Here is a 22,107-nt window from a genome sequence, read left to right on the forward strand (position 1 = left end):
GGCGAAGCTGAGAACTTAAGCGCCAGTAAACGGCGGTGGTAACTATAACCATCCTAAGGTAGCGAAATTCCTTGTCGGGTAAGTTCCGACCTGCACGAATGGCGTAACGACTTCTCGACTGTCTCAACCATAGGCCCGGTGAAATTGCACTACGAGTAAAGATGCTCGTTTCGCGCAGCAGGACGGAAAGACCCCGGGACCTTTACTATAGCTTGATATTGGTGTTCGGTTCGGCTTGTGTAGGATAGGTGGGAGACTGTGAAGCGGTGGCGCCAGCCATTGTGGAGTCGTCGTTGAAATACCACTCTGGTCGTGCTGGATGTCTAACCTCGGTCCGTGATCCGGATCAGGGACAGTGTCTGGTGGGTAGTTTAACTGGGGCGGTTGCCTCCTAAAGGGTAACGGAGGCGCCCAAAGGTTCCCTCAGCCTGGTTGGCAATCAGGTGTTGAGTGTAAGTGCACAAGGGAGCTTGACTGTGAGACTGACGGGTCGAGCAGGTACGAAAGTAGGGACTAGTGATCCGGCGGTGGCTTGTGGAAGCGCCGTCGCTCAACGGATAAAAGGTACCCCGGGGATAACAGGCTGATCTTCCCCAAGAGTCCATATCGACGGGATGGTTTGGCACCTCGATGTCGGCTCGTCGCATCCTGGGGCTGGAGTCGGTCCCAAGGGTTGGGCTGTTCGCCCATTAAAGCGGTACGCGAGCTGGGTTTAGAACGTCGTGAGACAGTTCGGTCCCTATCCGCTGTGCGCGTAGGAGTCTTGAGAAGGGCTGTCCCTAGTACGAGAGGACCGGGACGGACGAACCTCTGGTGTGCCAGTTGTCCTGCCAAGGGCATGGCTGGTTGGCTACGTTCGGGAGGGATAACCGCTGAAAGCATCTAAGCGGGAAGCCTGCTTCGAGATGAGGGCTCCCACCCACTTGATGGGTTAAGGCTCCCAGTAGACGACTGGGTTGATAGGCCAGATGTGGAAGCCTCGTAAGGGGTGGAGCTGACTGGTACTAATAGGCCGAGGGCTTGTCCATTGTTGCTCGCGTTCACTGTGTGGTTCTGAAACAACCAGCCCACCAAACACCCCGCTTCGTGCGGGGGTTGGTGTGTGTTTCATGGTGTTTCGGTGGTCATAGCGTTAGGGAAACGCCCGGTTACATTCCGAACCCGGAAGCTAAGCCTTTCAGCGCCGATGGTACTGCAGGGGGGACCCTGTGGGAGAGTAGGACGCCGCCGAACAATCTTTCGCCCCAACCCCCGAGCTTCGGCTCGGGGGTTGGGGCTTTTTTGTTTTCCGTTACCCCCCGTTCACGTCGTGCCGAGACTCTGGGCGCCCCGACAGGCGGAGGTGTGGAGACGTGCAGCAGATGACGACTGCCGGACGACGGCACAGGATCGCTTCGGACACGACAGCGGCCGCCCTGCGCGCGGCCCTGGTGGAGTTGGGGATCGGCACGGGTGACGAGGTCATCGTGCCGTCGTTCGGTCCCGGAGCGCCCGCCGACGCCGTACGGCTGGCCGGCGCGGTCCCCGTGTTCGCCGACATAGACGCTCGGACGTTCTGCCTCGACCCGGACGCCGTGGCCGCGGGCATCACCTCGCGGACGGCCGCGATCGTCCCCGTGCACGTCTTCGGGCATCCCGCGCCGATGGCGCGGCTCAACGAGCTGGCCGAGCGGTGTGCGCTGGCGCTCGTGGAAGAGGGCGGGGCCGCGGAGGACACCGGGGCGATCGCCCGGCGCAGGGCCCACGCGCGCTTCCTGGACTCGGCGTTGACCAGCGTCGTCGTGCCGTACACCGAGCCGGGGGCGCACCACCTCTACCAGCAGTACGCCGTACGGATTCCCGGCAACGGCCGGCCGGACCGGGACGCCTTCGCCGCCGCCCTGGCGAAGAAGGGCGTACGGGCGACCGTCAGCGTCCCCGTGCCGGTGCACCGGATGCCCGCGCACCGGTCCGGCGCCGTGCTGCCGCAGACCGAGCAGGTGGCCGCGGACAGCCTGTCGCTGCCGGTCCACCCCGGGATGTCGCAGCGGGAGTTGACGCACATCGCGGACGCCTGCAACGCACTCGGCGGACTCATCTGACCGGTTTCCCCGCACGGGCGTTCGTGGGTTAAGATCGTCCCGCCGAACGCGCCCCAATAGCTCAGTCGGTAGAGCGTCTCCATGGTAAGGAGAAGGTCTACGGTTCGATTCCGTATTGGGGCTCAGCACAGAAGAGGCCCCCGCCGCTGGCGGGGGCCTCTGTCGTGTCCGGACCTCGCGTACCGCTGCCCGTCCCTATTCCTTGGGGAGTTGCGGCACCCGCATCGCGAGGATGGCCATGTCGTCGGACGGGGCGTCCGAGGCGAAGCGTTCCACCGCCCGCTGGATCCGGGCGGCCACCGCGCCGGCGGTCAGTCCCGTACAGGTGCGCAGGACGTCGGCGAGGCCGTCGTCGCCCAGCATGCGGCTGCCCTCGCGGCGTTCGGTGACGCCGTCGGTGACGCAGAGCAGGACGTCGCCCGGGTCGAGGGTGACCGTCTGCTCGACCAGCTCGAGGTCGTCGAGCACGCCGAGCAGCGGCTGTGGTTCCGCGGCCGGTTCCACCGACCCGTCCGGGCGCAGTCGCAACGGCAGCGGGTGTCCCGCGCAGACCATGCGCAGGATGGCGCTGCCGTCGTGCTGCGGCCACAACTCGCCGTAGAGAAGGGTGAGGAAGCGGCTGCGGGCGCCCTCGTCGAGGATCGCGGCGTTGAGGCGCTCCAGGACCGCGGGGCCGCCGAAGCCCTCGCGGGCGAGCAGCCGCAGCGCGTGCCGGGCCAGGCCCGTGACGGCGGCGGCCTCCGGGCCCGTACCGCAGACGTCGCCGATGGCGAAGCCCCAGCAGCCGTCGCGGATCGGGAAGAGGTCGTAGAAGTCGCCGCCGACCTCGTTGCCCTCGCCTGCCGCGCGGTAGACCACCTCGACCTCGACGCCGGGCACGCGGGGCAGTTCCGGGGGCAGCAGGCTGCGCTGGAGGGCCTGGCTGATGGCGGTGCGCTCGCTGTAGAGGCGGGCGTTGTCCAGGGCCAGGGCGGCGCGGCGGGACAGGTCCTCGGCGAGTTCGAGGATCTCCTGGCGGAAGCGCTCGTCGGCGGGCTTGCCCAGGGTCAGCAGGCCGATCACACGGTTGCGCGCCACCAGGGGCAGCACCACGGTCTCGCCGCCGACCGCGGCCGCCGTCGCCAGCGCGACACCGGGGGCGCTCGCCGGGCGGCCGCCCTGGTTCGGGGCGGCCGAAGGGGCGGCGGAGGCGGCGGACTTCGCCCCGACGCCGAGGCTGCGCAGCGAGGCGCGCAGGGCGCTGGAGTGCGCCGCGTCGGACGGCGCGGTCCAGAACCGGGCGCCGGGCGTCGGGTCGGGCTCCGGGGGCCGCACCTGGGAGAGCAGCGCCTTGATGCCGTCGATACGGTCCTCGTCCTCGTGCAGGACGAAGGCCAGTTCGGGTTCCGACCGCTCGGCGATGGTGTAGACGGCGCACCAACTCGCCAGCGTCGGCACGGTCATCTGGGCCATCAGCGCCAGCGTCTGGTCCCGCTCCAGCGTTCCGGCGAGCAGGTCGGACGCCTCGACGAGGAAGGACAGCGAGCCGCGGCGCAGCCGCTCCAGCTCGGTGAGCCGGGCGCTCTCCACGGCCAGCGCGATCCGGTCGGCGGCGAACTGCAGCCGCAGCGCCTCCTGGTTCGAGTAGCGGCCCGGGGCCTCGGCGGCGACTCCGAGGGAGCCGGTGAGGCGGCCCTCGACCTTCAGGGGCACGGTGACGACCGACCGCATACCGGTGCCGGACAGCAGCGGTACGGCGCCGGGGACCGCGGTGAGGTCCTCGTGGACGGCCGGCATCCTGGCGCTGCCGTACCGCCCGGTGCCCGCCTCTACGGGGACCCGGGCGAAGCGCTGGCGGGCCGACGGCAGGCCGGTGGAGGCGCGTACCTCCAACTCGGTCTCGTCGTCCGTGGCGAGCAGCAGATACGCGGCGTCGCCGTCGAGCATGTCGCGGGCGCGTTCCACGGTGCGCTGCAGGAGGCTGTCGAGGTCGTCGGGGGCGGGGGAGCCGATGAAGACCTCGAAGGCGTCCGCGGTCTTGCCGCGGTGCACCAGCCCCGAGTCGTTGGCGGACGCGCCGCGGGCCGGGGTCTGCAGTACGGCCCGCTCCTCGGCGCGTACCAGCAGGATGACGGTGGACGGCTCGCCCGCGCTGTCGCGTACCCGCAGATGGGAGCCGTAGACCGGCAGCACCCTGCCGTCGGCGTCGCGCAGCCCGTAGGTGCCCTCCCAGCGGGAGAGCTGGAGCGCCTCGGCCAGGCCGATGCCGGTGCCGGGGGTCTGCGGCCAGGCGGTGAGGTCGGCCAGCGACCTGCCCAGCACGTCGGGGGCGGGGTGGCCAAAGAGGTCGGCGGCGTCGTCGTTCCAGCGGGTGATGCCGCCGCGGCGGTCGACCTGGACGACGGCGACGCGTACCCGCTCGTCGGCGACCGGCAGCTCCTCGGGGGGCAGCAGCGGGCCGGCGGAGCGGGTGCCCGCGGGGCGCTCGGGCAGGTCGAGCTGGAACCAGACGTGCTTGCCCGCGGGCGTGTACTCCACGCCCCAGCGGTTGGCCAGCGCCGAGCAGAGCAGCAGGCCGCGTCCGCCTTCGTTGTCCGGGTCGCGGAACTGCCGGCCGCGGCCCTGGATCGGGATCTCGCGGTCGGGGTAGTGGTCGGCGACCTCGACGCGCACCGCCGTCTCGAAGCGCAGGCACTGCACGTCCGCGGCGGTGCCCGCGTGGACGACAGCATTGGTGACCAGTTCGCTGGTGAGGACGACGGCGTCATCCACGACATCGGCGAACCCCCAGCCGTGCAGGGTGTCGCGGACGAAGGCACGCGCGACGGCCACCGACCGCCCCACCGGTTCGAAGCTGGCCGCTGCGCGCGCCGTGATCACCGGTCTCCTCGTTGCTCGAAGCTGGACGGGTCCGCTGACCGCGCCCGTGGCGGTGCCGCCGCGCTGTTCGACCTTCACCGGCGGCTCCCCAGAGGTGTACGCCCGACGAGGGCGGCCCCCCGAGGACACAGCCAGGTTACTGACCCGCACCCACGGCGCGTGCGCCGGTTGCGGGTGTTTCCACCCCGAACGTGCCACGAGGTCATATGCGATGCTGCCGAACTGTTATGGCCGGGTGGGGCCAGGGTGAAACACTGGGCATGCTCTCAGGGCAGCAATGTTGCACGTATGCAGGTCGATCGACCCTCCAGGAGGGACACGGTGGAGTCAGCCGCATCGGCGCGGGGCACGGCCGCGCGCACGAAGAACGGGCGTTCCCGCGCCAACGGGGCCGTAGAAGTCGATTCCGCCTCGCTGGTGAAGCTCCTGGGGGCGTTGGCCGCGATGCGGGACGGCAACTTCCGCAGGCGGCTCACCGTGTCCGGTGACGGCCCGATGGCGGAGATCGCCGCGGTGTTCAACGAGGTCGCGGACCGTAACCAGCACCTCACAGGGGAGCTGGCCCGGGTGCGGCGGGTGGTCGGCCGGGAGGGCAAGCTCACCGAGCGGCTGGAGACCGGCGCCTGCGAGGGGGCCTGGGCCGCCGCCATCGAGGCGTCGAACGCCCTGGTGGACGATCTCGTACGGCCCGTCTCCGAGGTCGGCAGGGTGCTGTCCGCGGTGGCCGAGGGCGACCTCGAACAGCGGATGGACCTGCGCGCCCAGAACGCGGACGGGTCGGCGCACCCGCTGCGCGGCGAGTTCCTCAAGGTGGGCCGGACCGTCAACGGGCTGGTCGACCAGCTCTCCGCGTTCACCGACGAGGTCACCCGGGTGGCCAGCGAGGTCGGCACCGAGGGCAAGCTCGGCGGCCAGGCGAAGGTGCGCGGCATGGCCGGGTCCTGGAAGGACCTCACCGACTCGGTGAACACCATGGCGTACCGGCTGACGGCCCAGGTGCGCGACATCGCGCTGGTGACGCAGGCGGTGCTCAAGGGCGACCTGTCACGCAAGGTCACCGTGCATGTCGCCGGTGAGATGCTGGAGCTGAAGAACACCGTCAACACGATGGTGGACCAGCTCTCCTCCTTCTCCTCCGAGGTGACCCGGGTCGCCCGCGAGGTGGGCACCGAGGGCGAACTGGGCGGCCAGGCGCAGGTGCCGGGGATGGCGGGGGTCTGGAAGGACCTCACCGACTCGGTGAACCTGATGGCCGGGAATCTCACCGCCCAGGTGCGCGACATCGCGCAGGTGACGACCGCCGTCGCCAACGGCGACCTGACGCAGAAGATCACCATCGGCGCGCGCGGCGAGGTCGCGCAGCTCGCCGAGACGATCAACGCGATGACCGAGACGCTGCGGACGTTCGCCGACGAGGTCACCCGCGTCGCCGGTGAGGTCGGCGCCGAGGGCCTGCTCGGCGGGCAGGCGCAGGTGCCGGGCGCGGCGGGCACCTGGAAGGACCTCACCGACTCGGTGAACACCGCCTTTCGCAACCTGACCGCCCAGGTGCGCGACATCGCGCAGGTGACCACCGCGGTCGCCAACGGCGACCTGTCGCAGAAGGTCACGGTCGACGTCTCCGGCGAGATGCTGGAACTCAAGAACACCGTGAACACCATGGTCGACCAGCTCTCCGCGTTCGGCGCGGAGGTGACCCGGGTGGCCCGCGAGGTCGGCGTCGAGGGCATCCTCGGCGGCCAGTCGCAGGTGCCGGGCGCGGCGGGTACGTGGAAGGACCTCACCGACTCGGTGAACACCGCCTTCCGCAACCTGACGGGCCAGGTCCGCAACATCGCGCAGGTGACCACCGCGGTCGCCAACGGCGACCTGTCGCAGAAGGTCACGGTCGACGTCTCCGGCGAGATGCTGGAACTCAAGAACACCGTGAACCGGATGGTCGACCAACTCGGCTCCTTCGCCGCCCAGGTGACCCGGATGGCGCGGGACGTGGGCACCGAGGGCCGCCTCGGCGGCCAGGCCCGGGTGGACGGCGTCGCGGGCACCTGGAAGGACCTCACGGACTCCGTCAACTTCATGGCGGGGAACCTGACGTCCCAGGTGCGGCAGATCGCCCAGGTGACCACGGCGGTCGCGCGCGGCGACCTGTCGCAGAAGATCGACGTGGACGCGCGCGGCGAGATCCTGGAGCTGAAGAACACCATCAACACGATGGTCGACCAGCTCTCGTCCTTCGCCGAGCAGGTCACCAGGGTGGCCCGCGACGTGGGTACGGAAGGGCGGCTCGGCGGTCAGGCGCAGGTGCCGGGCGTCGCCGGCGTGTGGCGCGACCTGACCGACTCGGTGAACGGCATGGCCGGGAACCTCACCAGCCAGGTGCGCAACATCGCCGAGGTCGCCACGGCGGTCGCCCGCGGCGACCTGTCGCAGAAGATCGACGTGGACGCGCGCGGCGAGATCCTGGAGTTGAAGAACACCCTCAACACGATGGTCGACCAGCTCTCGTCCTTCGCCGAGCAGGTCACCAGGGTGGCCCGCGAGGTCGGCACCGAGGGCATCCTGGGCGGCCAGGCCGAGGTGCAGGGCGTCAGCGGCACCTGGAAGGACCTCACCCAGTCCGTCAACTTCATGGCGAACAACCTGACATCGCAGGTGCGCAACATCGCCGACGTCACCTCCGCGGTCGCCCAGGGCGACCTGTCCAAGAAGATCACCGTCGACGCCAAGGGCGAGATCCTGGCGCTGGTCACCACGGTGAACACGATGGTGGACACGCTGTCCGCCTTCGGTGACGAGGTCACCCGCGTGTCCCGGGAGGTGGGCACCGACGGCCAGTTGGGCGGCCAGGCCCGTGTGCGCGACGCGCAGGGCCTGTGGAAGAACCTCACCGACAACGTCAACCTGATGGCCAACAACCTGACCAGCCAGGTGCGTTCGATCTCCTCGGTGGCCACGGCGGTCGCCAACGGCGACCTGACGAAGAAGATCACCGTCGACGCGCGCGGCGAGGTCGCGCAGCTCGCGGAGACCATCAACACCATGGTCGACACGCTGTCCGCGTTCGGTGACGAGGTCACCCGCGTGGCCCGCGAGGTGGGTACCGAGGGCATCCTCGGCGGCCAGGCCCGCGTGCCCGGCGTCGCGGGCACCTGGAAGGACCTCACCGAGTCGGTGAACGGCATGGCCTCCAACCTCACCGGCCAGGTGCGGCAGATCGCCCAGGTGACCACGGCGGTCGCCCGCGGTGACCTGTCCAAGAAGATCGACGTGGACGCGCGCGGCGAGATCCTGGAGCTGAAGACCACCATCAACACCATGGTCGGCCAGCTGTCGGCCTTCGGTGACGAGGTGACCCGGGTGGCCCGCGAGGTGGGTACGGAAGGGCGGCTGGGCGGCCAGGCCCGGGTGCCGGACGTCTCCGGCATCTGGAAGGACCTCACCGAGTCGGTGAACCTGATGGCCAACAACCTGACCAGCCAGGTCCGCAACATCGCCCAGGTCGCCACCGCGGTGACCCGCGGCGACCTCAACCTGCGGATCGACGTGGACGCGGCGGGCGAGATCCTGGAGCTCCAGGACTACATCAACACGATGATCGTCCGCCTGCGGGAGACGACGCACGCCAACCGCGAGCAGGACTGGCTCAAGGGCAACCTGGCCCGTATCTCCGGTGTGATGCAGGGCCGCCGCGACCTCGGCGACGTGGCCGCGCTGATCATGAGCGAGCTGACACCGGTGGTCTCCGCGCAGCACGGCGCGTTCTTCCTCGCCGAGGACACCACCGAGGTCGGCGAGGAGTACGAGCTGCGGCTGATCGGCAGCTACGGCTTCTCCCGGCGCAGCATGTCCACGGTGTTCCTGCCCGGGGAGGGACTGATCGGGCAGGCCGCGGTGGAGAAGCGTTCCATCCTGGTCGAGCACGTGCCGCCGGGCTATCTGAAGATCACCTCGGGTCTCGGTGAGGCACCGCCGTCGCATGTGATCGTGCTGCCGGTGCTCTTCGAGGGCCGCGTGCTGGGCGTGATCGAACTGGCCGCGTTCCAGCCGTTCACCCAGATCCAGAAGGACTTCCTCAACCAGATCACCGACATCATCGCTATCAGCGTCAACACCATCAGCGTCAACACCAAGACCGAGGGCCTGCTCAAGCAGTCCCAGGAGCTGACCGAACAGCTCCAGGAGCGGTCGGCGGAGCTGGAGAACCGGCAGCGCGCGCTGGAGCTGTCCAACGGCGAGCTGGAGGAGAAGGCAGAACTCCTCTTCCGGCAGAACCGCGACATCGAGGTGAAGAACACCGAGATCGAGGAGGCCCGGCAGGTCCTGGAGGAGCGCGCCGAGCAGCTCGCGGTCTCGATGCGCTACAAGTCGGAGTTCCTGGCCAACATGTCGCACGAGCTGCGCACCCCGCTCAACTCGCTGCTGATCCTGGCCAAGTTGCTCGCGGACAACGCCGACGGAAACCTGTCGCCGAAGCAGGTGGAGTTCGCCGAGACCATCCACGGCGCCGGTTCCGACCTGCTGCAGCTCATCAACGACATCCTCGACCTGTCCAAGGTCGAGGCGGGCAAGATGGACGTCTCCCCGACCCGTATCGCCCTGGTGCAGCTGGTGGACTACGTGGAGGCCACCTTCCGCCCGCTGACCGCGGAGAAGGGCCTGGACTTCTCGGTGCGGGTCTCGCCCGAACTGCCCGTCACCCTGCACACCGACGAGCAGCGGCTGCTCCAGGTGCTGCGCAATCTGCTGTCCAACGCGGTGAAGTTCACCGACAGCGGCTCGGTGGAGCTGGTGATCAGGCCGGCCGGCGCCGAGGTGCCGCAGTCCATCCGCGAGCAGTTGCTGGAGGCGGGCACCCTGCGCGACCCGGACCAGCCGCTGATCGCGTTCTCCGTGACCGACACGGGTATCGGTATCGCCGCCAGCAAGATGCGGGTGATCTTCGAGGCGTTCAAGCAGGCCGACGGCACCACCAGCCGCAAGTACGGCGGTACGGGCCTGGGGCTGTCGATCAGCCGCGAGATCGCCCGGCTGCTCGGCGGTGAGATCCACGCCGACAGCCAGCCGGGCCGCGGCTCCACCTTCACGCTGTATCTGCCGCTCAGCCTGGGCGACTTCCCGCAGGCGCTGCCGCAACTCCCGGCCGGGGGCCACGGCATCGAGTCGGAGTCGGGCACCGGGGGCCGCACCCGCAGTCCTGGCAGCAGCCTGGCACGGCTGCGCCGCCGCTCGGCCCAGCCCACCCCGCTGCCGCCCTCCTCGGGGCTGCCCGGGATGTCGGGGAACGGCAACGGCGCCGGCGCGGCCGGCCACGGCGACTCCTGGCTGGACGCGGCGCACCCGGACGCGTACACGGGCTTCTCCGGCGGCTTCAGCGGCGAGAAGGTGCTGATCGTCGACGACGACATCCGCAACGTCTTCGCCCTCACCAGCGTCCTGGAACAGCACGGGCTGACCGTGCTGTACGCCGAGAACGGCCGGGAGGGCATCGAGGTGCTCGAACAGCACGACGACATCGCGGTCGTGCTGATGGACATCATGATGCCGGAGATGGACGGCTACGCGACGACGACGGCGATCCGCAAGATGCCGCAGTTCGCCGGGCTGCCGATCATCGCGCTGACGGCGAAGGCCATGAAGGGCGACCGGGAGAAGAGCATCGAGTCCGGGGCGTCGGACTACGTGACCAAGCCCGTCGACACCGACCACCTGCTGACGCTGATGGAGGAGTGGATGCACGCCCGGTGACCGGGGCGGGCCCGCATTCCGCGGGCAGCCCCTTGACCGGCGCGGGGACGGGAAGACTCGTGCGCACGATGAGGTGTGAGAGCCCCCGATCCAGGGAACCTTCTGGTCTCCGCCTACGTTTCCGGTGTGTGTTGAGTGACCTGGCGGTGACAGGGTGTGGCGAACGGCGGGGTGCGGCTACCATGACCGGCACAAGTACGGGCGGCGTGACGGAGTCGTCCCCGGGGGCGGCGACCGGTGTAGTGCCGGGGCGAGGAGGGCGGGCCATGGTGCAGAAGGCCAAGATCCTCCTGGTCGATGACCGGCCGGAGAATCTGCTGGCGCTTGAGGCGATCCTCTCTGCGCTCGATCAGACCCTGGTGCGGGCATCGTCCGGGGAGGAAGCGCTGAAGGCGCTGCTCACCGATGACTTCGCGGTGATCCTGCTCGATGTCCAGATGCCGGGCATGGACGGGTTCGAGACCGCGGCGCACATCAAGCGGCGGGAGCGGACGCGGGACATCCCGATCATCTTCCTGACCGCGATCAACCACGGGCCGCACCACACCTTCCGCGGTTACGCCGCGGGTGCGGTCGACTACATCTCCAAGCCCTTCGACCCCTGGGTGCTGCGCGCCAAGGTGTCGGTCTTCGTCGACCTCTACACCAAGAACTGCCAGCTCAGGGAGCAGGCGGCACTGCTGCGACTGCAGTTGGAGCAGGGTGTGCACGTCGGCGCCGGGTCGAACGGCTCCAAGGAGCCCGCCGGGCTGCTCGCCGAACTCTCCGCCCGGCTCGCCGCGGTGGAGGAGCAGGCCGAGGCGCTCAGCAAGCAGCTCAACGAGTCGGCGGACGCCGCGGCGGTGGCCACCGCCGCCCATCTGGAGCGCAAACTCACCGGGTTGCGGCGGGCGCTGGACGCCCTGGAACCGGGCACCAGCGACTCCAACGTCAAACTGCCGACCCAGGACTAACCCGTACGGCGGAGGCCATGCGGCACGGTTGACGCTGCGTCAGCCTCGCGCCTGGGGCCGGGCGACACGAACGGGCGTACTCTCAGGCACGCGTGTCCCCGATGACAAGGGCGGTAACCTCGGCACCATGGCCTCACGTACGTCCGGCACCGCCAGGAAAGCCACGGCGAAGCCTGCGGCCAAGAAGGCCGCGGCAAAGAAGCCGGCGCCGAAGAGCGCCGCCAGACCGCCCGCCAAGACCGCCAAGTCCGCCAAGAAGGCCGCGGCGGCCAAACCCGCGCCCAGACCCGCCCCTTCACCCACCGGCGGCCTCTACCGGATGGTCAGGGCGCTGTGGCTGGGCCTCGCCCACACCGTCGGCGCGATCCTGCGCGGTATAGGGCGCGGCGCGCGCGGACTCGACCCGGCGCACCGCAAGGACGGTCTGGCACTGCTGCTGCTCGGCCTCACCCTGGTGGTGGCCGCGGGCACCTGGTCGAATCTGCACGGCCCCGTGGGCGATCTGGTCGAGATGCTGGTCACCGGCGCCTTCGGCCGCCTCGACCTGCTCGTGCCGCTGCTGCTGGGCGCCGTCGCCGTACGCCTGATGCGCCACCCCGAGCAGCCCGAGGCCAACGGCCGCATCGTGATCGGCCTGTCCGCCCTGGTGATCGGCGCGCTCGGCCTGGTCCACATGGCGTGCGGCTCCCCGCAGCGCGACGCCGGGGCGACCGCCCTGCGCGACGCGGGCGGCCTCATCGGCTGGGCCGCCGCCTCCCCGCTGCTCTACACCGTCGGCTCGGCGCTCGCCTTCCCGCTGCTGCTGCTCTTCACCGTCTTCGGCCTGCTGGTGGTCACCGCCACCCCGGTCAACGCGATCCCGCAGCGGCTGCGCCACGCGGGCACCAGGCTGGGCCTGTACGCCCCGCCGCCGGACCCCGACGCCGTACCCCTGGAGGACTTCTTCTCCGAGGACGACGAGGCCGCCGCCGAGGACGAGGACGAGTCGCCGGTACGCCGGGTGCCGCTGCGGTTCAGCAAGTCGGCCGCGGAGCCGTACGACGTCGACCGCGACGCGTCGCTGGACGAGCCCGCGGAGGAGCCCAAGCCGCGCCGCCGCCCCCGGCGCCGCGCCGAGCCGCTGCCCGGTGCGCAGGGCCAGGACGGTCCGGACGCGGTGGACGTGGCCGCCGCGGCGGCCGCCGCGCTCGACGGCGCCGTGCTGCACGGCGTGCAGCCCTCCCCGCTGGTCGCCGACCTGACCAGCCGGATCAGGAAGCCGGTGCCCGCGGCGCGTGCCGAGGACGAGCAGCCGGAGCAGGAGCCCGGGGCCGACGCCTCCGGCGGCGTACCCGACCTCACCAAGAAGGCGGTGGAGACCGGCCCGCCGCTGCCGCCGCGCGCCGAGCAGCTCCAGCTCTCCGGCGACATCACCTACGCGCTGCCCTCGCTCGACCTGCTGGAGCGCGGCGGCCCCGGACGCACCCGCAGCGCCGCCAACGACGCGGTGGTCGCCTCGCTCGGCCAGGTCTTCAAGGAGTTCAAGGTCGACGCGGTCGTCACCGGCTTCACCCGCGGCCCGACGGTCACCCGCTACGAGATCGAGCTGGGCCCCGCGGTCAAGGTCGAGCGGATCACCGCGCTCGCCAAGAACATCGCCTACTCGGTGGCCAGCCCCGACGTGCGGATCATCAGCCCGATCCCCGGCAAGTCCGCGGTCGGCATCGAGATCCCCAACAGCGACCGCGAGATGGTCAATCTCGGCGACGTGCTGCGCTCGGCGGAGGCCGCGGGCGAGGACCACCCGATGACGGTCGCGCTCGGCAAGGACGTCGAGGGCGGCTATGTGATGGCCAACCTCGCCAAGATGCCGCACGTCCTGGTGGCCGGCGCCACCGGCTCCGGCAAGTCGTCCAACATCAACTGCCTGATCACCTCGATCATGGCCCGTGCCACCCCCGACGAGGTGCGGATGGTGCTGGTCGACCCCAAGCGGGTCGAGCTGACCGCGTACGAGGGCATCCCGCACCTGATCACCCCGATCATCACCAACCCCAAGCGGGCCGCCGAGGCCCTGCAGTGGGTGGTGCGCGAGATGGACCTGCGCTACGACGACCTCGCCGCGTACGGCTTCCGGCACATCGACGACTTCAACGCCGCGGTGCGTTCCGGCAAGGCCAAGACGCCCGAGGGCAGCGAGCGCGAGCTGGCGCCGTACCCGTACCTGCTGGTGATCGTGGACGAGCTGGCCGACCTGATGATGGTCGCGCCCCGCGACGTGGAGGACTCCATCGTCCGCATCACCCAGCTCGCCCGCGCCGCCGGTATCCACCTGGTGCTGGCCACGCAGCGCCCGAGCGTCGACGTGGTGACCGGTCTGATCAAGGCGAACGTCCCGTCGCGGCTGGCCTTCGCCACCTCCTCGCTCGCCGACAGCCGGGTCATCCTCGACCAGCCGGGCGCGGAGAAGCTGATCGGCAAGGGCGACGGGCTCTTCCTGCCGATGGGCGCGAACAAGCCGATCCGCATGCAGGGCGCCTTCGTGACCGAGGACGAGGTCGCCAAGGTCGTCGAGCACTGCAAGGCGCAGCTCACGCCCTCCTACCGCTCGGACGTCACCGTCGGCAGCGGTCCCAAGAAGGAGATCGACGAGGAGATCGGCGACGATCTCGACCTGTTGTGCCAGGCCGCCGAGCTGGTGGTCTCCACGCAGTTCGGCTCGACCTCGATGCTCCAGCGCAAGTTGCGTGTCGGCTTCGCCAAGGCGGGCAGGCTCATGGACCTCATGGAGTCGCGCGGCATCGTCGGCCCGAGCGAGGGCTCCAAGGCGCGCGACGTCCTGGTGAAGGCGGACGAGTTGGACGGTGTCCTGATGGTGATCCGCGGCGACGCTTCCTAGCTCCGGCGGAGCCAGAAGGGCCCATTCTGGCCCCGGGAAGGCGTAAGTCCCGGGACAGTGGGAAAGTTCTGGGGCAACCGTTTCTCCTGTTCGTACGTCAAGTTGTGCAGGAGGGCGAACCCGTCTGACTGTCCGTCGTCTCCGGATCCGTCCGGTGCCACCGGGACCCGCGGACCCGGTCTCCGGCTGGCGATCCCGTTGCCGGAAACAAACACGTCATCCGCATGATCCCGCGTTCCACAACCCCCCTAGACTGATCCCACAGCAGGTGGCTGCACCCTCGAAAGGCGCCCTCGTGTCCGTCGGCAACTCGCCATCCGAAGACCGGCCTTCGGTCGGCCACGCCCTCGCCCAGGCCCGTATCGCGGCGGGGCTCTCCATCGACGAGGTCAGCACCAGCACCCGGGTGCGTGTGCCGATCCTGCAGGCCATCGAGCAGGACGACTTCTCCCGGTGCGGCGGCGACGTGTACGCGCGCGGCCATATCCGTACCCTGGCGCGCGCGGTCGGCGTCGACCCGGAACCGCTGGTGGAGCAGTACGCGGCGGAGCATGTCGGCGAGACCCCCAAGGTAGCCGTCGCGCCGATGTACGAGGCGCAGAAGATCCGCTCCGAGCCGCGCCGGGCCAACTGGACCGCCGCGATGATCGCGGCGATCGTCGCCGTCATCGGCTTCGTCGGCTACACCGTCGCCACCAGCGGCGGCGACAGCGGCAAGACCACGGCCGACTCCGGCACCCCGACGCCGTCCGCGACCACCCCCTCGACCTCCCCGTCCCCGCAGCGCAACGGCGCGGACCCGAAGCCCAACCCGTCCAACAGCGCCATCGCCGCCGCGCCGCCCGGCAAGGTGACGGTGAAGATCAGCGCCGAGGGCACCAGCTGGGTCCAGGCCACCGACCACAACGGCAAGCAGCTGTTCCAGGGCTCGCTGAAGAAGGACCAGTCCGAGACCTTCACCGACGACAAGAAGATCAAACTGGTCGTCGGCAACGCGGGCGCGGTCAAGCTCTTCGTGAACGGCAAGGACCTCGGCGCCGCGGGCACCGACGGCCAGGTGGTCCGGCTGACCTACACCCCGGGCGACCCCACCCAGGGCTGACGCACCACCGATCCGATCGCTGAGGGCGTCATCCGGGGCCACGCTTCCGGGTCGGCGCGGAAGGGCGGCGGATACGGGCCGGGTACGCTGAGCGTATGCCCGAACCCCGTACCGTCGCCCTTGTCACGCTCGGCTGCGCCCGCAATGAGGTGGACTCCGAGGAACTCGCTGGACGACTCGCGGCGGACGGCTGGCAGCTGGTCGACGACGCCTCCGACGCCGATGTGGCCGTCGTGAACACCTGCGGGTTCGTCGAGGCCGCCAAGAAGGACTCCGTGGACGCCCTGCTGGAGGCCAACGACCTCAAGGGCCAGTCCCGCACCCAGGCCGTGGTCGCGGTGGGCTGCATGGCCGAGCGGTACGGCAAGGAGCTGGCCGAGGCGCTGCCCGAGGCGGACGGCGTGCTCGGCTTCGACGACTACGCCGACATCTCCGACCGGCTGCGCACCATCCTGGCCGGTGGCGTCCACGCCTCCCACACCCCGCGCGACCGCCGCAAGCTGCTGCCGATCAGCCCGGCCGAGCGCCAGACGGCGTCGGTGGCGCTGCCCGGCCACGCGCAGGCGCCCGCCGCGGACTCCGCCATCGGCGGGGACACCCCGGCCGCCACGGGCACCACTGGGGTCGCAGAGGCCCCTGAGGCGCCCGGTGAGGTCCCCGCGGACCTCCCGGAGGGTCTGGCGCCCGCCTCGGGCCCGCGGGCGCCGCTGCGCCGCCGTCTGGACTCCGGACCGGTCGCCTCCGTGAAGCTGGCCTCCGGCTGCGACCGGCGCTGCACCTTCTGCGCGATCCCGTCCTTCCGCGGCTCCTTCATCTCCCGGCGGCCCTCCGACGTGCTCGGCGAGACCCGCTGGCTGGCCGCGCAGGGCGTCAAGGAGGTGATGCTCGTCAGCGAGAACAACACCTCCTACGGCAAGGACCTCGGCGACATCCGGCTGCTGGAGACCCTGCTGCCCGAGCTGGCGGCGGTCGACGGCATCGAGCGGGTGCGGGTCAGCTACCTGCAGCCCGCCGAGATGCGCCCGGGGCTGATCGACGCGCTCACCGGCACGCCCGGCGTGGTGCCGTACTTCGACCTGTCCTTCCAGCACTCCGCGCCCGGTGTGCTGCGCGCGATGCGCCGCTTCGGCGACACCGACAGGTTCCTGGAACTGCTGGACACCATCCGCGCCAAGGCCCCCGAGGCGGGCGTCCGCTCCAACTTCATCGTCGGCTTCCCCGGCGAGACCGAGGCCGACCTCGCGGAGCTGGAGCGCTTCCTCGGCTCCGCCAGGCTCGACGCCATCGGCGTCTTCGGCTACTCCGACGAGGACGGCACCGAGGCGGCCACGTACGGGGACAAGGTCGACGAGGAGGTGGTCGCCGCCCGTCTCGCCCGTGTCTCGCGGCTCGCCGAGGAGCTCACCGCGCAGCGCGCCGAGGAGCGGCTGGGCGCCACCGTGCGGGTGCTGGTCGAGTCGGTGGACGAGGAGACCGGCGAGATCACCGGCCGGGCCGACCACCAGGCTCCCGAGACCGACGGCCAGGTCGTCCTGGTGACGGCCGACGGCGAGCCGTTCGCGCCGGACGCGCCGCGGCCCGGGATGTTCGTCACGGCGAAGGTCACCGCGACCGAGGGCGTCGACCTGATCGCCGAGCCGCTGCCCGCCGACCTGCCGGCGGCGGCCGTGCCGGGCTCCCGTCACGCGCACAGCCTGGAGGAGGTGGCCAGATGACCGGAGTCCCCGCGCACGCCGCACCCGCCGCCTCGGCCCCCGACCATCTGGGCGACCCGGTGCAGCCCAAGGCCGGTCTGTGGAACATCGCGAATCTGCTCACCATGGCGCGGCTCGTGCTGGTGCCCGGCTTCGTGCTGCTCCTGCTGCACGGCGACGGGCACGACCCTGCCTGGCGCTCGTTCGCCTGGGCGGCGTTCGCCATCGCGATGATCACCGACCTCTTCGACGGGGAACTGGCCAGGCGGTACGGCCTCGTCACCGACTTCGGCAAGATCGCCGACCCCATCGCCGACAAGGCGATCATGGGCGCGGCGCTCGTCGGCCTGTCGGCCCTGGGCGACCTGCCCTGGTGGGTGACGGTCGTCATCCTCGTCCGCGAGCTGGGCATCACCCTGCTGCGCTTCTGGGTCATCCGGCACGCGGTGATCCCGGCCAGCCGCGGCGGCAAGATGAAGACCCTCGCGCAGGGCATCGCCGTCGGCATGTACATCCTCATGCTCACCGGCCCACTGGCCACCGTCCGCGCCTGGATGATGGCCATCGCCGTCATCCTCACCGTCGCCACCGGCCTCGACTACGTCCGGCAGGCGATCGTCCTGCGCCGGGCGGGCCTCGCGGCGGAGCGGGCCGCGGCGGTGGCGGCGGCAGCGGCGGTGCCGGACGGCGCGGAAGCGGGCGCGAGCGCGGGGGCGAAGGCGATCGGGGTCGGCGCGGTGCCTGGCGCGGCTCCTCCGGTGGCCACGGCGGCGGCTACGGCGGCGGCTGGGACCGCGGCTGCTGCGGCCGCGGAGTCCGGTGCGGGCGCCGGCGCGGGTGGCGCGGGAACGGCCGCCGGTGCGGACGACTCCGACGCGGATGACCTCGACTCAGGTGTGAGCGCCGAGCTGAGCGCCGGTGCGGGCGCGGGCGCGGGCGTCGGCGCGGACGCCGACTTCGCCGCCGAGACCCCGGCCGCCGAGCGGCAGCACGGCGTATGACCGGCTCCGGCGCCGCGGACGTCCTGCGGCTGCTGGACGAGCGCGGCTGGACGCTGGCCGTCGCGGAGTCCCTGACCGGCGGCCTGGTGGCCGCGGAGCTGACCGGGGTTCCCGGCGCCTCGCGGACCTTCCGCGGCTCCGTCACCGCCTACGCGACCGGGATCAAGCACGAACTGCTCGGCGTGGACGCCGCCCTGCTGGCCGCCCGTGGTGCCGTCGACCCTGACGTGGCCCGGGCGATGGCCGAGGGCGTACGGGACCGGCTGGGCGCCGACTGGGGTGTGGCGACCACCGGGGTGGCTGGGCCCGATCCGCAGGACGGCCGGCCGGTCGGCACGGTTTTCGTGGCCGTCGCCGGACCGGCGGGAGCCGCCGTCAGCCCGCTGCTGCTGTCCGGAGGGCGGGCGGAGATCCGCGCCGCCTCCGTCACCGCCGTACTGGCCCTGCTGGCGGCACAGCTGCAGGACAGCCCGGCGACAGGCGGCCCCGGGAGGGGTCCGGAGGCGCCGGAGAGGGAAGAAGACGGGGAGTAGGGATGTTTGCAGCCCTGAGTGAACACGTCATCGCTCCCCGCACGGCCGGTGCCCGAGGCGGTACGGTGGGGCGAGAAGGATGCGGTTTCGCGGTCCGAGGAGGGAGCCACCGATGATCCTGCTCCGTCGCCTGCTTGGTGACGTGCTGCGTCGGCAGCGCCAGCGCCAGGGCCGCACCCTGCGTGAGGTCTCTTCGTCCGCCCGGGTTTCCCTGGGCTATCTGTCGGAGGTCGAACGGGGGCAGAAAGAGGCGTCGTCCGAGCTGCTCTCGGCGATCTGCGATGCCTTGGACGTACCGATGTCCGAGGTGATGCGCGAGGTCAGCGATGATCTGTCGCTCGCCGAGCTGGCAGATTCCGCGGCGTCCGAGACCACTGCCGCGCCGATGCGGCCCCTGCTGGGCGCGGTCACGTCTGTCACATCCGTCACATCCGTGGCTTCCAGTCCGGACGAACGGATCACCATCAAGGCGCCCAAGAAATCGGCGGAAGCGGTCGACGTCGTCGCCGCCTGACCGCCCACGAGTCCGACCGCGGCCCCCGCCGGGATTTCCCGGCGGGGGCCGCGTTTTTCCCGTGGCGGCGGTCGCGTTCCCGCCCGCCGTCCCGTGCGCATTTCTGCCGGGTTCGCACGTCAGTCGTCGCTTTGCCATGTGTACGACGCCGGGAGAGGGTAGGCGGAGAAGGGCCGACGGGGGAGAAACGATTCTGATGGTGTCTATCCGCTAGGAGAGAACCGCATGACTGTCGTGAAGAGCCCGCTGTCCGACCAGGACCGCAAGACCACGGGCGACGCCCTGCAGGGCGCGCTGGTGGACCTGATCGACCTCTCACTGCTCGCCAAGCAGGTGCACTGGAACGTGATCGGGCCGCGCTTCCGCTCGATCCACCTGCAGCTCGACGAGGTCGTGGACACCGCTCGGCTGCACTCCGACACCGTCGCGGAGCGCGCCTCGGCGATCGGCGTGACCCCTGACGGGCGGCCGGGCACCGTGGCCAGCACGAGCGGCATCGACACCGTGACCGACGGCTGGGTCAAGGACACCGAGGTGGTCGAGATCATGGTCGCCGCCCTCGACGCCACGATCACCCGGATGCGTGAACGCATCGGGGCCACCGAGCAGCCGGACCCGGTCAGCCAGGACATCATCATCGGGATCACCGCGGATCTGGAGAAGTTCCACTGGATGTTCCAGGCGGAGAACGCCTGACCGCCCAGAATTCCCCCATTCGGGTGAACGTCGTCCGGGCCCAGACCCGAGTGATCACACGGCCGGGGCATCGCACCTGAGTACGGGAGTCCCCCCGGGGCTTCCGCGGCGATCTGGGAGTCCGAAGGAGGAGGCGGCGGTCATGCGTGCACTCCGGAATCCTCGGGGCCCGAAGAACGGGCAAGGCGTGCGGGGTGCGCGGCGGGCGGTCCGCTGGGGCGGGGCGTGCTTCGCGCTCGCCGCCGGCGCCCTGTGGTGGTGGGCGGTGCTGCGGCTCGCGGTGCGGCCGGACGGTACGGGCGCCTGGGAAGGCGCGGTGGCCGCGGGCGGCTGGGGCCTCGGGCTCATACCCCTGCACGCCGTACCGAAGGGCGGGCTCGCCCGCATACGCCCTACCAGGGCATGGACACTCCGCCGTTGGGCCGGACGATCTGGCCGGTGACGAACGCCGACGCGTCGGAGGCGAGGAAGAGCACCGCGGGCGCCACGTCCTCGGGCAGCCCGACCCGGCCGAGCGGGGACATCCGCGCCAGCGACTCCTCCGCCCGGGCCTGCGCCAACTCGTCGAACACCCCGTCCGCGCCGGTGCCGTAGTGCTGGGTCATCGGGGTGCGGATGAAGCCGGGCGCGACGGTGTTGGCCCGGATGCCGAGCGGCCCCAGTTCGGTGGCCAGCGTCTTGGTGAGCTGTACGACGGCCGCCTTGGAGACGCTGTAGCAGAGCAGGCCGCGCGCGCCGGTGTCGATGGCGCCCGAGGCCATGGTGATGATGCTGCCGCCACCGCGGTCGGCCATCGCGCGGGCCGCCTCCTGGGCGCAGTGCAGCACACCGCGGAAGTTGACGGCGAGCACCCGGTCCAGATCCTCGTCGGCGGTGTCGAGCACACCGCTGCTGTGCATGATCCCCGCCACCGCGGCTAGTACGTCCAGGCCGCCGTGGTCCTGGACGATGTCCGCCACCGTCCGCGCGATGGCCGCCTTGTCGGTGACGTCGAGGGTCCTCGCCTCCGCGCTGCCGCCCGCCTTCTCGATCAGCGCGACCGTCTCGCGCGCGCCCGGCCCGTCCCGGTCGGCGCACACCACCAACGCGCCTGCCCCCGCCAGTGACCGCGCGCTGGCCCGGCCGATCCCGCTGGCCGCTCCGGTGACCAGGGCGACCCGCCCACTGAGGTCGTACGCCGTGGTGGTCATGGACCTGACCGTACGACCACTTCTGACGGTGCGTCAATTGCCGTGCGGGGAAGGACCTTTCTGGCAGCGCGGGCACCAGTACGCCACCCGGGCCTGCTCCGGCGCGCCGTGCTCGCCGGTCCTGACCGGGGTCCCGCAGCGCAGGCACGGCCGGTGCGCCCGGTCGTACACCCAGTGCGTACGGCCGCGCCGCGTGTCGCCGGTGGTGATGTGGCCGGGGCGCGCCTTGTTGGCCTTCAGCAGCCGCTTGGCCAGCGCCACCAGCCGCTCCGGCGCCGCCACCTCCCCGTACGGCGTCCAGGGCGTCACCCCGCGCAGGAAGCACAGCTCCGCCACATAGACGTTGCCGATCCCGGCGAGATTGCGCTGGTCGAGCAGCGCCTCGCCGACCGGGCGGCCGGGGTCGGCGGCCAGCCGCTCCAGCGCCGCGACCGGGTCCCATCCGGGACCGAGCAGGTCAGGGCCGAGATGCCCGACCACATCCTGCTCCTCGGCGGTCGGCAGCAGCGCGAGCACCGGCAGCCGGTACCCGACAGCGGTCCGCTCCGCCGTCTCCAGCACCGCCCTGACCTGGTGCGGGGGCCCTCCGCGCCAGCGCTCGCCGGGCGCGTAGAGATGCCAGGAGCCGTCCATCCGCAGATGCGAGTGCAGCGTCAGACCGCCCTCGATCCGGGTCAGCAGATGCTTGCCCCGCGGTGCCACCTCCAGCACCTGCCGCCCCGCCAGATCGACCGTCGCCAACCGCGGCACCCGCAGATCCGCCCGCACCAGCGCCCGCCCCGCCAGGGCCTCGTTCAACCGGTGCGCGGTCAGCCAGACCGTGTCTCCTTCAGGCACCCCTCCATCATGCCGCCCCGGCAG

The 22,107-nt window shown here is 70.9% G+C and carries 14 protein-coding genes, 1 tRNA gene and 2 rRNA genes; 14 read left to right on the top strand and 3 right to left on the bottom strand.

Features of this window, described 5'->3' with window-relative positions:
- The 4 genes from AB0M29_RS21825 to AB0M29_RS21840 all read left to right on the top strand — a co-directional run.
- A 23S ribosomal RNA gene (locus tag AB0M29_RS21825) occupies positions 1 to 1,028 on the top strand; the annotation flags it as partial.
- 88 nt (positions 1,029 to 1,116) lie between these two features.
- Positions 1,117 to 1,233: ribosomal RNA gene (gene rrf / locus AB0M29_RS21830) — 5S ribosomal RNA — on the top strand.
- A 128-nt stretch (positions 1,234 to 1,361) separates the two neighbouring features.
- Positions 1,362 to 2,081 carry a DegT/DnrJ/EryC1/StrS family aminotransferase gene (locus tag AB0M29_RS21835; RefSeq protein ID WP_365384895.1) on the top strand — a complete coding sequence of 240 codons (720 nt, stop codon included), beginning with the start codon at positions 1,362 to 1,364 and terminating at the stop codon, positions 2,079 to 2,081.
- 50 nt (positions 2,082 to 2,131) lie between these two features.
- Positions 2,132 to 2,204 (top strand) — tRNA-Thr (locus AB0M29_RS21840).
- A 72-nt stretch (positions 2,205 to 2,276) separates the two neighbouring features.
- On the opposite strand, the gene AB0M29_RS21845 is transcribed toward AB0M29_RS21840, so the two are convergent.
- A complete protein-coding gene (locus AB0M29_RS21845; RefSeq protein ID WP_365385102.1) occupies positions 2,277 to 4,940 on the bottom strand; it encodes a SpoIIE family protein phosphatase in 2,664 nt (887 codons plus the stop codon).
- A 321-nt stretch (positions 4,941 to 5,261) separates the two neighbouring features.
- Here AB0M29_RS21845 and AB0M29_RS21850 point away from each other — a divergent pair, with 321 nt between their 5' ends.
- The 10 genes from AB0M29_RS21850 to AB0M29_RS21895 all read left to right on the top strand — a co-directional run bounded on the left by AB0M29_RS21850 (position 5,262) and on the right by AB0M29_RS21895 (position 20,498).
- Entirely contained in the window at positions 5,262 to 10,685 is a 5,424-nt protein-coding gene (locus AB0M29_RS21850) for a HAMP domain-containing protein (protein ID WP_365384897.1), read from the top strand.
- Positions 10,686 to 10,951: 266 nt separating this feature from the next.
- Positions 10,952 to 11,638: a response regulator gene (locus tag AB0M29_RS21855; protein WP_365384899.1), complete on the top strand. Its 687-nt coding sequence runs from the start codon at positions 10,952 to 10,954 to the stop codon at positions 11,636 to 11,638.
- A 127-nt stretch (positions 11,639 to 11,765) separates the two neighbouring features.
- Positions 11,766 to 14,516, top strand: coding sequence for a DNA translocase FtsK (locus AB0M29_RS21860; protein ID WP_365384901.1), 2,751 nt, complete (start codon positions 11,766 to 11,768; stop codon positions 14,514 to 14,516).
- Between the two features lie 295 nt (positions 14,517 to 14,811).
- Positions 14,812 to 15,618, top strand: coding sequence for a RodZ domain-containing protein (locus tag AB0M29_RS21865; protein ID WP_365385104.1), 807 nt, complete (start codon positions 14,812 to 14,814; stop codon positions 15,616 to 15,618).
- A 95-nt stretch (positions 15,619 to 15,713) separates the two neighbouring features.
- On the top strand, positions 15,714 to 17,333 hold the full coding sequence (gene rimO / locus AB0M29_RS21870) for a 30S ribosomal protein S12 methylthiotransferase RimO (protein WP_365384903.1): 1,620 nt from the start codon (positions 15,714 to 15,716) through the stop codon (positions 17,331 to 17,333).
- Positions 17,330 to 18,313 carry a CDP-diacylglycerol--glycerol-3-phosphate 3-phosphatidyltransferase gene (gene pgsA / locus AB0M29_RS21875; RefSeq protein ID WP_365384905.1) on the top strand — a complete coding sequence of 328 codons (984 nt, stop codon included), beginning with the start codon at positions 17,330 to 17,332 and terminating at the stop codon, positions 18,311 to 18,313. The genes rimO and pgsA overlap by 4 nt, the downstream gene beginning before the upstream one ends.
- Complete coding sequence (locus tag AB0M29_RS21880) at positions 18,310 to 18,846, top strand: CinA family protein (RefSeq protein ID WP_365384907.1); 537 nt, start codon at positions 18,310 to 18,312, stop codon at positions 18,844 to 18,846. Before pgsA ends, AB0M29_RS21880 begins: the two co-directional genes overlap by 4 nt.
- Before the next feature lie 112 nt (positions 18,847 to 18,958).
- On the top strand, positions 18,959 to 19,360 hold the full coding sequence (locus AB0M29_RS21885) for a helix-turn-helix transcriptional regulator (RefSeq protein ID WP_365384909.1): 402 nt from the start codon (positions 18,959 to 18,961) through the stop codon (positions 19,358 to 19,360).
- A 225-nt stretch (positions 19,361 to 19,585) separates the two neighbouring features.
- Positions 19,586 to 20,056 (top strand): DNA starvation/stationary phase protection protein, encoded by a 471-nt coding sequence (locus tag AB0M29_RS21890; protein ID WP_365384911.1) that lies wholly within the window; start codon positions 19,586 to 19,588, stop codon positions 20,054 to 20,056.
- Positions 20,057 to 20,198: 142 nt separating this feature from the next.
- Complete coding sequence (locus AB0M29_RS21895) at positions 20,199 to 20,498, top strand: hypothetical protein (RefSeq protein ID WP_365384913.1); 300 nt, start codon at positions 20,199 to 20,201, stop codon at positions 20,496 to 20,498.
- Here the strand turns inward: AB0M29_RS21895 and AB0M29_RS21900 are convergent.
- On the bottom strand, positions 20,449 to 21,246 hold the full coding sequence (locus tag AB0M29_RS21900; protein WP_365384915.1) for an SDR family NAD(P)-dependent oxidoreductase: 798 nt from the start codon (positions 21,244 to 21,246) through the stop codon (positions 20,449 to 20,451). The two genes, AB0M29_RS21895 and AB0M29_RS21900, sit on opposite strands and share 50 nt — an antisense overlap.
- Positions 21,247 to 21,279: 33 nt before the next feature.
- A complete protein-coding gene (locus tag AB0M29_RS21905) occupies positions 21,280 to 22,083 on the bottom strand; it encodes a DNA-formamidopyrimidine glycosylase family protein (protein WP_365384917.1) in 804 nt (267 codons plus the stop codon).
- Positions 22,084 to 22,107 lie beyond the last annotated feature (24 nt).

Origin of the sequence: Streptomyces sp. NPDC051976 (genome assembly GCF_040680795.1) — a bacterium.
Taxonomy (GTDB): domain Bacteria; phylum Actinomycetota; class Actinomycetes; order Streptomycetales; family Streptomycetaceae; genus Actinacidiphila.

Bases quoted from the DNA above. Each gene is read 5' to 3' on its own strand.
- AB0M29_RS21835 (WP_365384895.1), top strand. From the start codon at position 1,362: ATGACGACTGCCGGACGACGGCACAGGATCGCTTCGGACACGACAGCG.
- AB0M29_RS21855 (WP_365384899.1), top strand. From the start codon at position 10,952: ATGGTGCAGAAGGCCAAGATCCTCCTGGTCGATGACCGGCCGGAGAAT.
- AB0M29_RS21860 (WP_365384901.1), top strand. From the start codon at position 11,766: ATGGCCTCACGTACGTCCGGCACCGCCAGGAAAGCCACGGCGAAGCCT.
- rimO (WP_365384903.1), top strand. From the start codon at position 15,714: ATGCCCGAACCCCGTACCGTCGCCCTTGTCACGCTCGGCTGCGCCCGC.
- pgsA (WP_365384905.1), top strand. From the start codon at position 17,330: ATGACCGGAGTCCCCGCGCACGCCGCACCCGCCGCCTCGGCCCCCGAC.
- AB0M29_RS21880 (WP_365384907.1), top strand. From the start codon at position 18,310: ATGACCGGCTCCGGCGCCGCGGACGTCCTGCGGCTGCTGGACGAGCGC.
- AB0M29_RS21885 (WP_365384909.1), top strand. From the start codon at position 18,959: ATGATCCTGCTCCGTCGCCTGCTTGGTGACGTGCTGCGTCGGCAGCGC.
- AB0M29_RS21890 (WP_365384911.1), top strand. From the start codon at position 19,586: ATGACTGTCGTGAAGAGCCCGCTGTCCGACCAGGACCGCAAGACCACG.
- AB0M29_RS21895 (WP_365384913.1), top strand. From the start codon at position 20,199: ATGCGTGCACTCCGGAATCCTCGGGGCCCGAAGAACGGGCAAGGCGTG.
- AB0M29_RS21900 (WP_365384915.1), bottom strand. From the start codon at position 21,246: ATGACCACCACGGCGTACGACCTCAGTGGGCGGGTCGCCCTGGTCACC.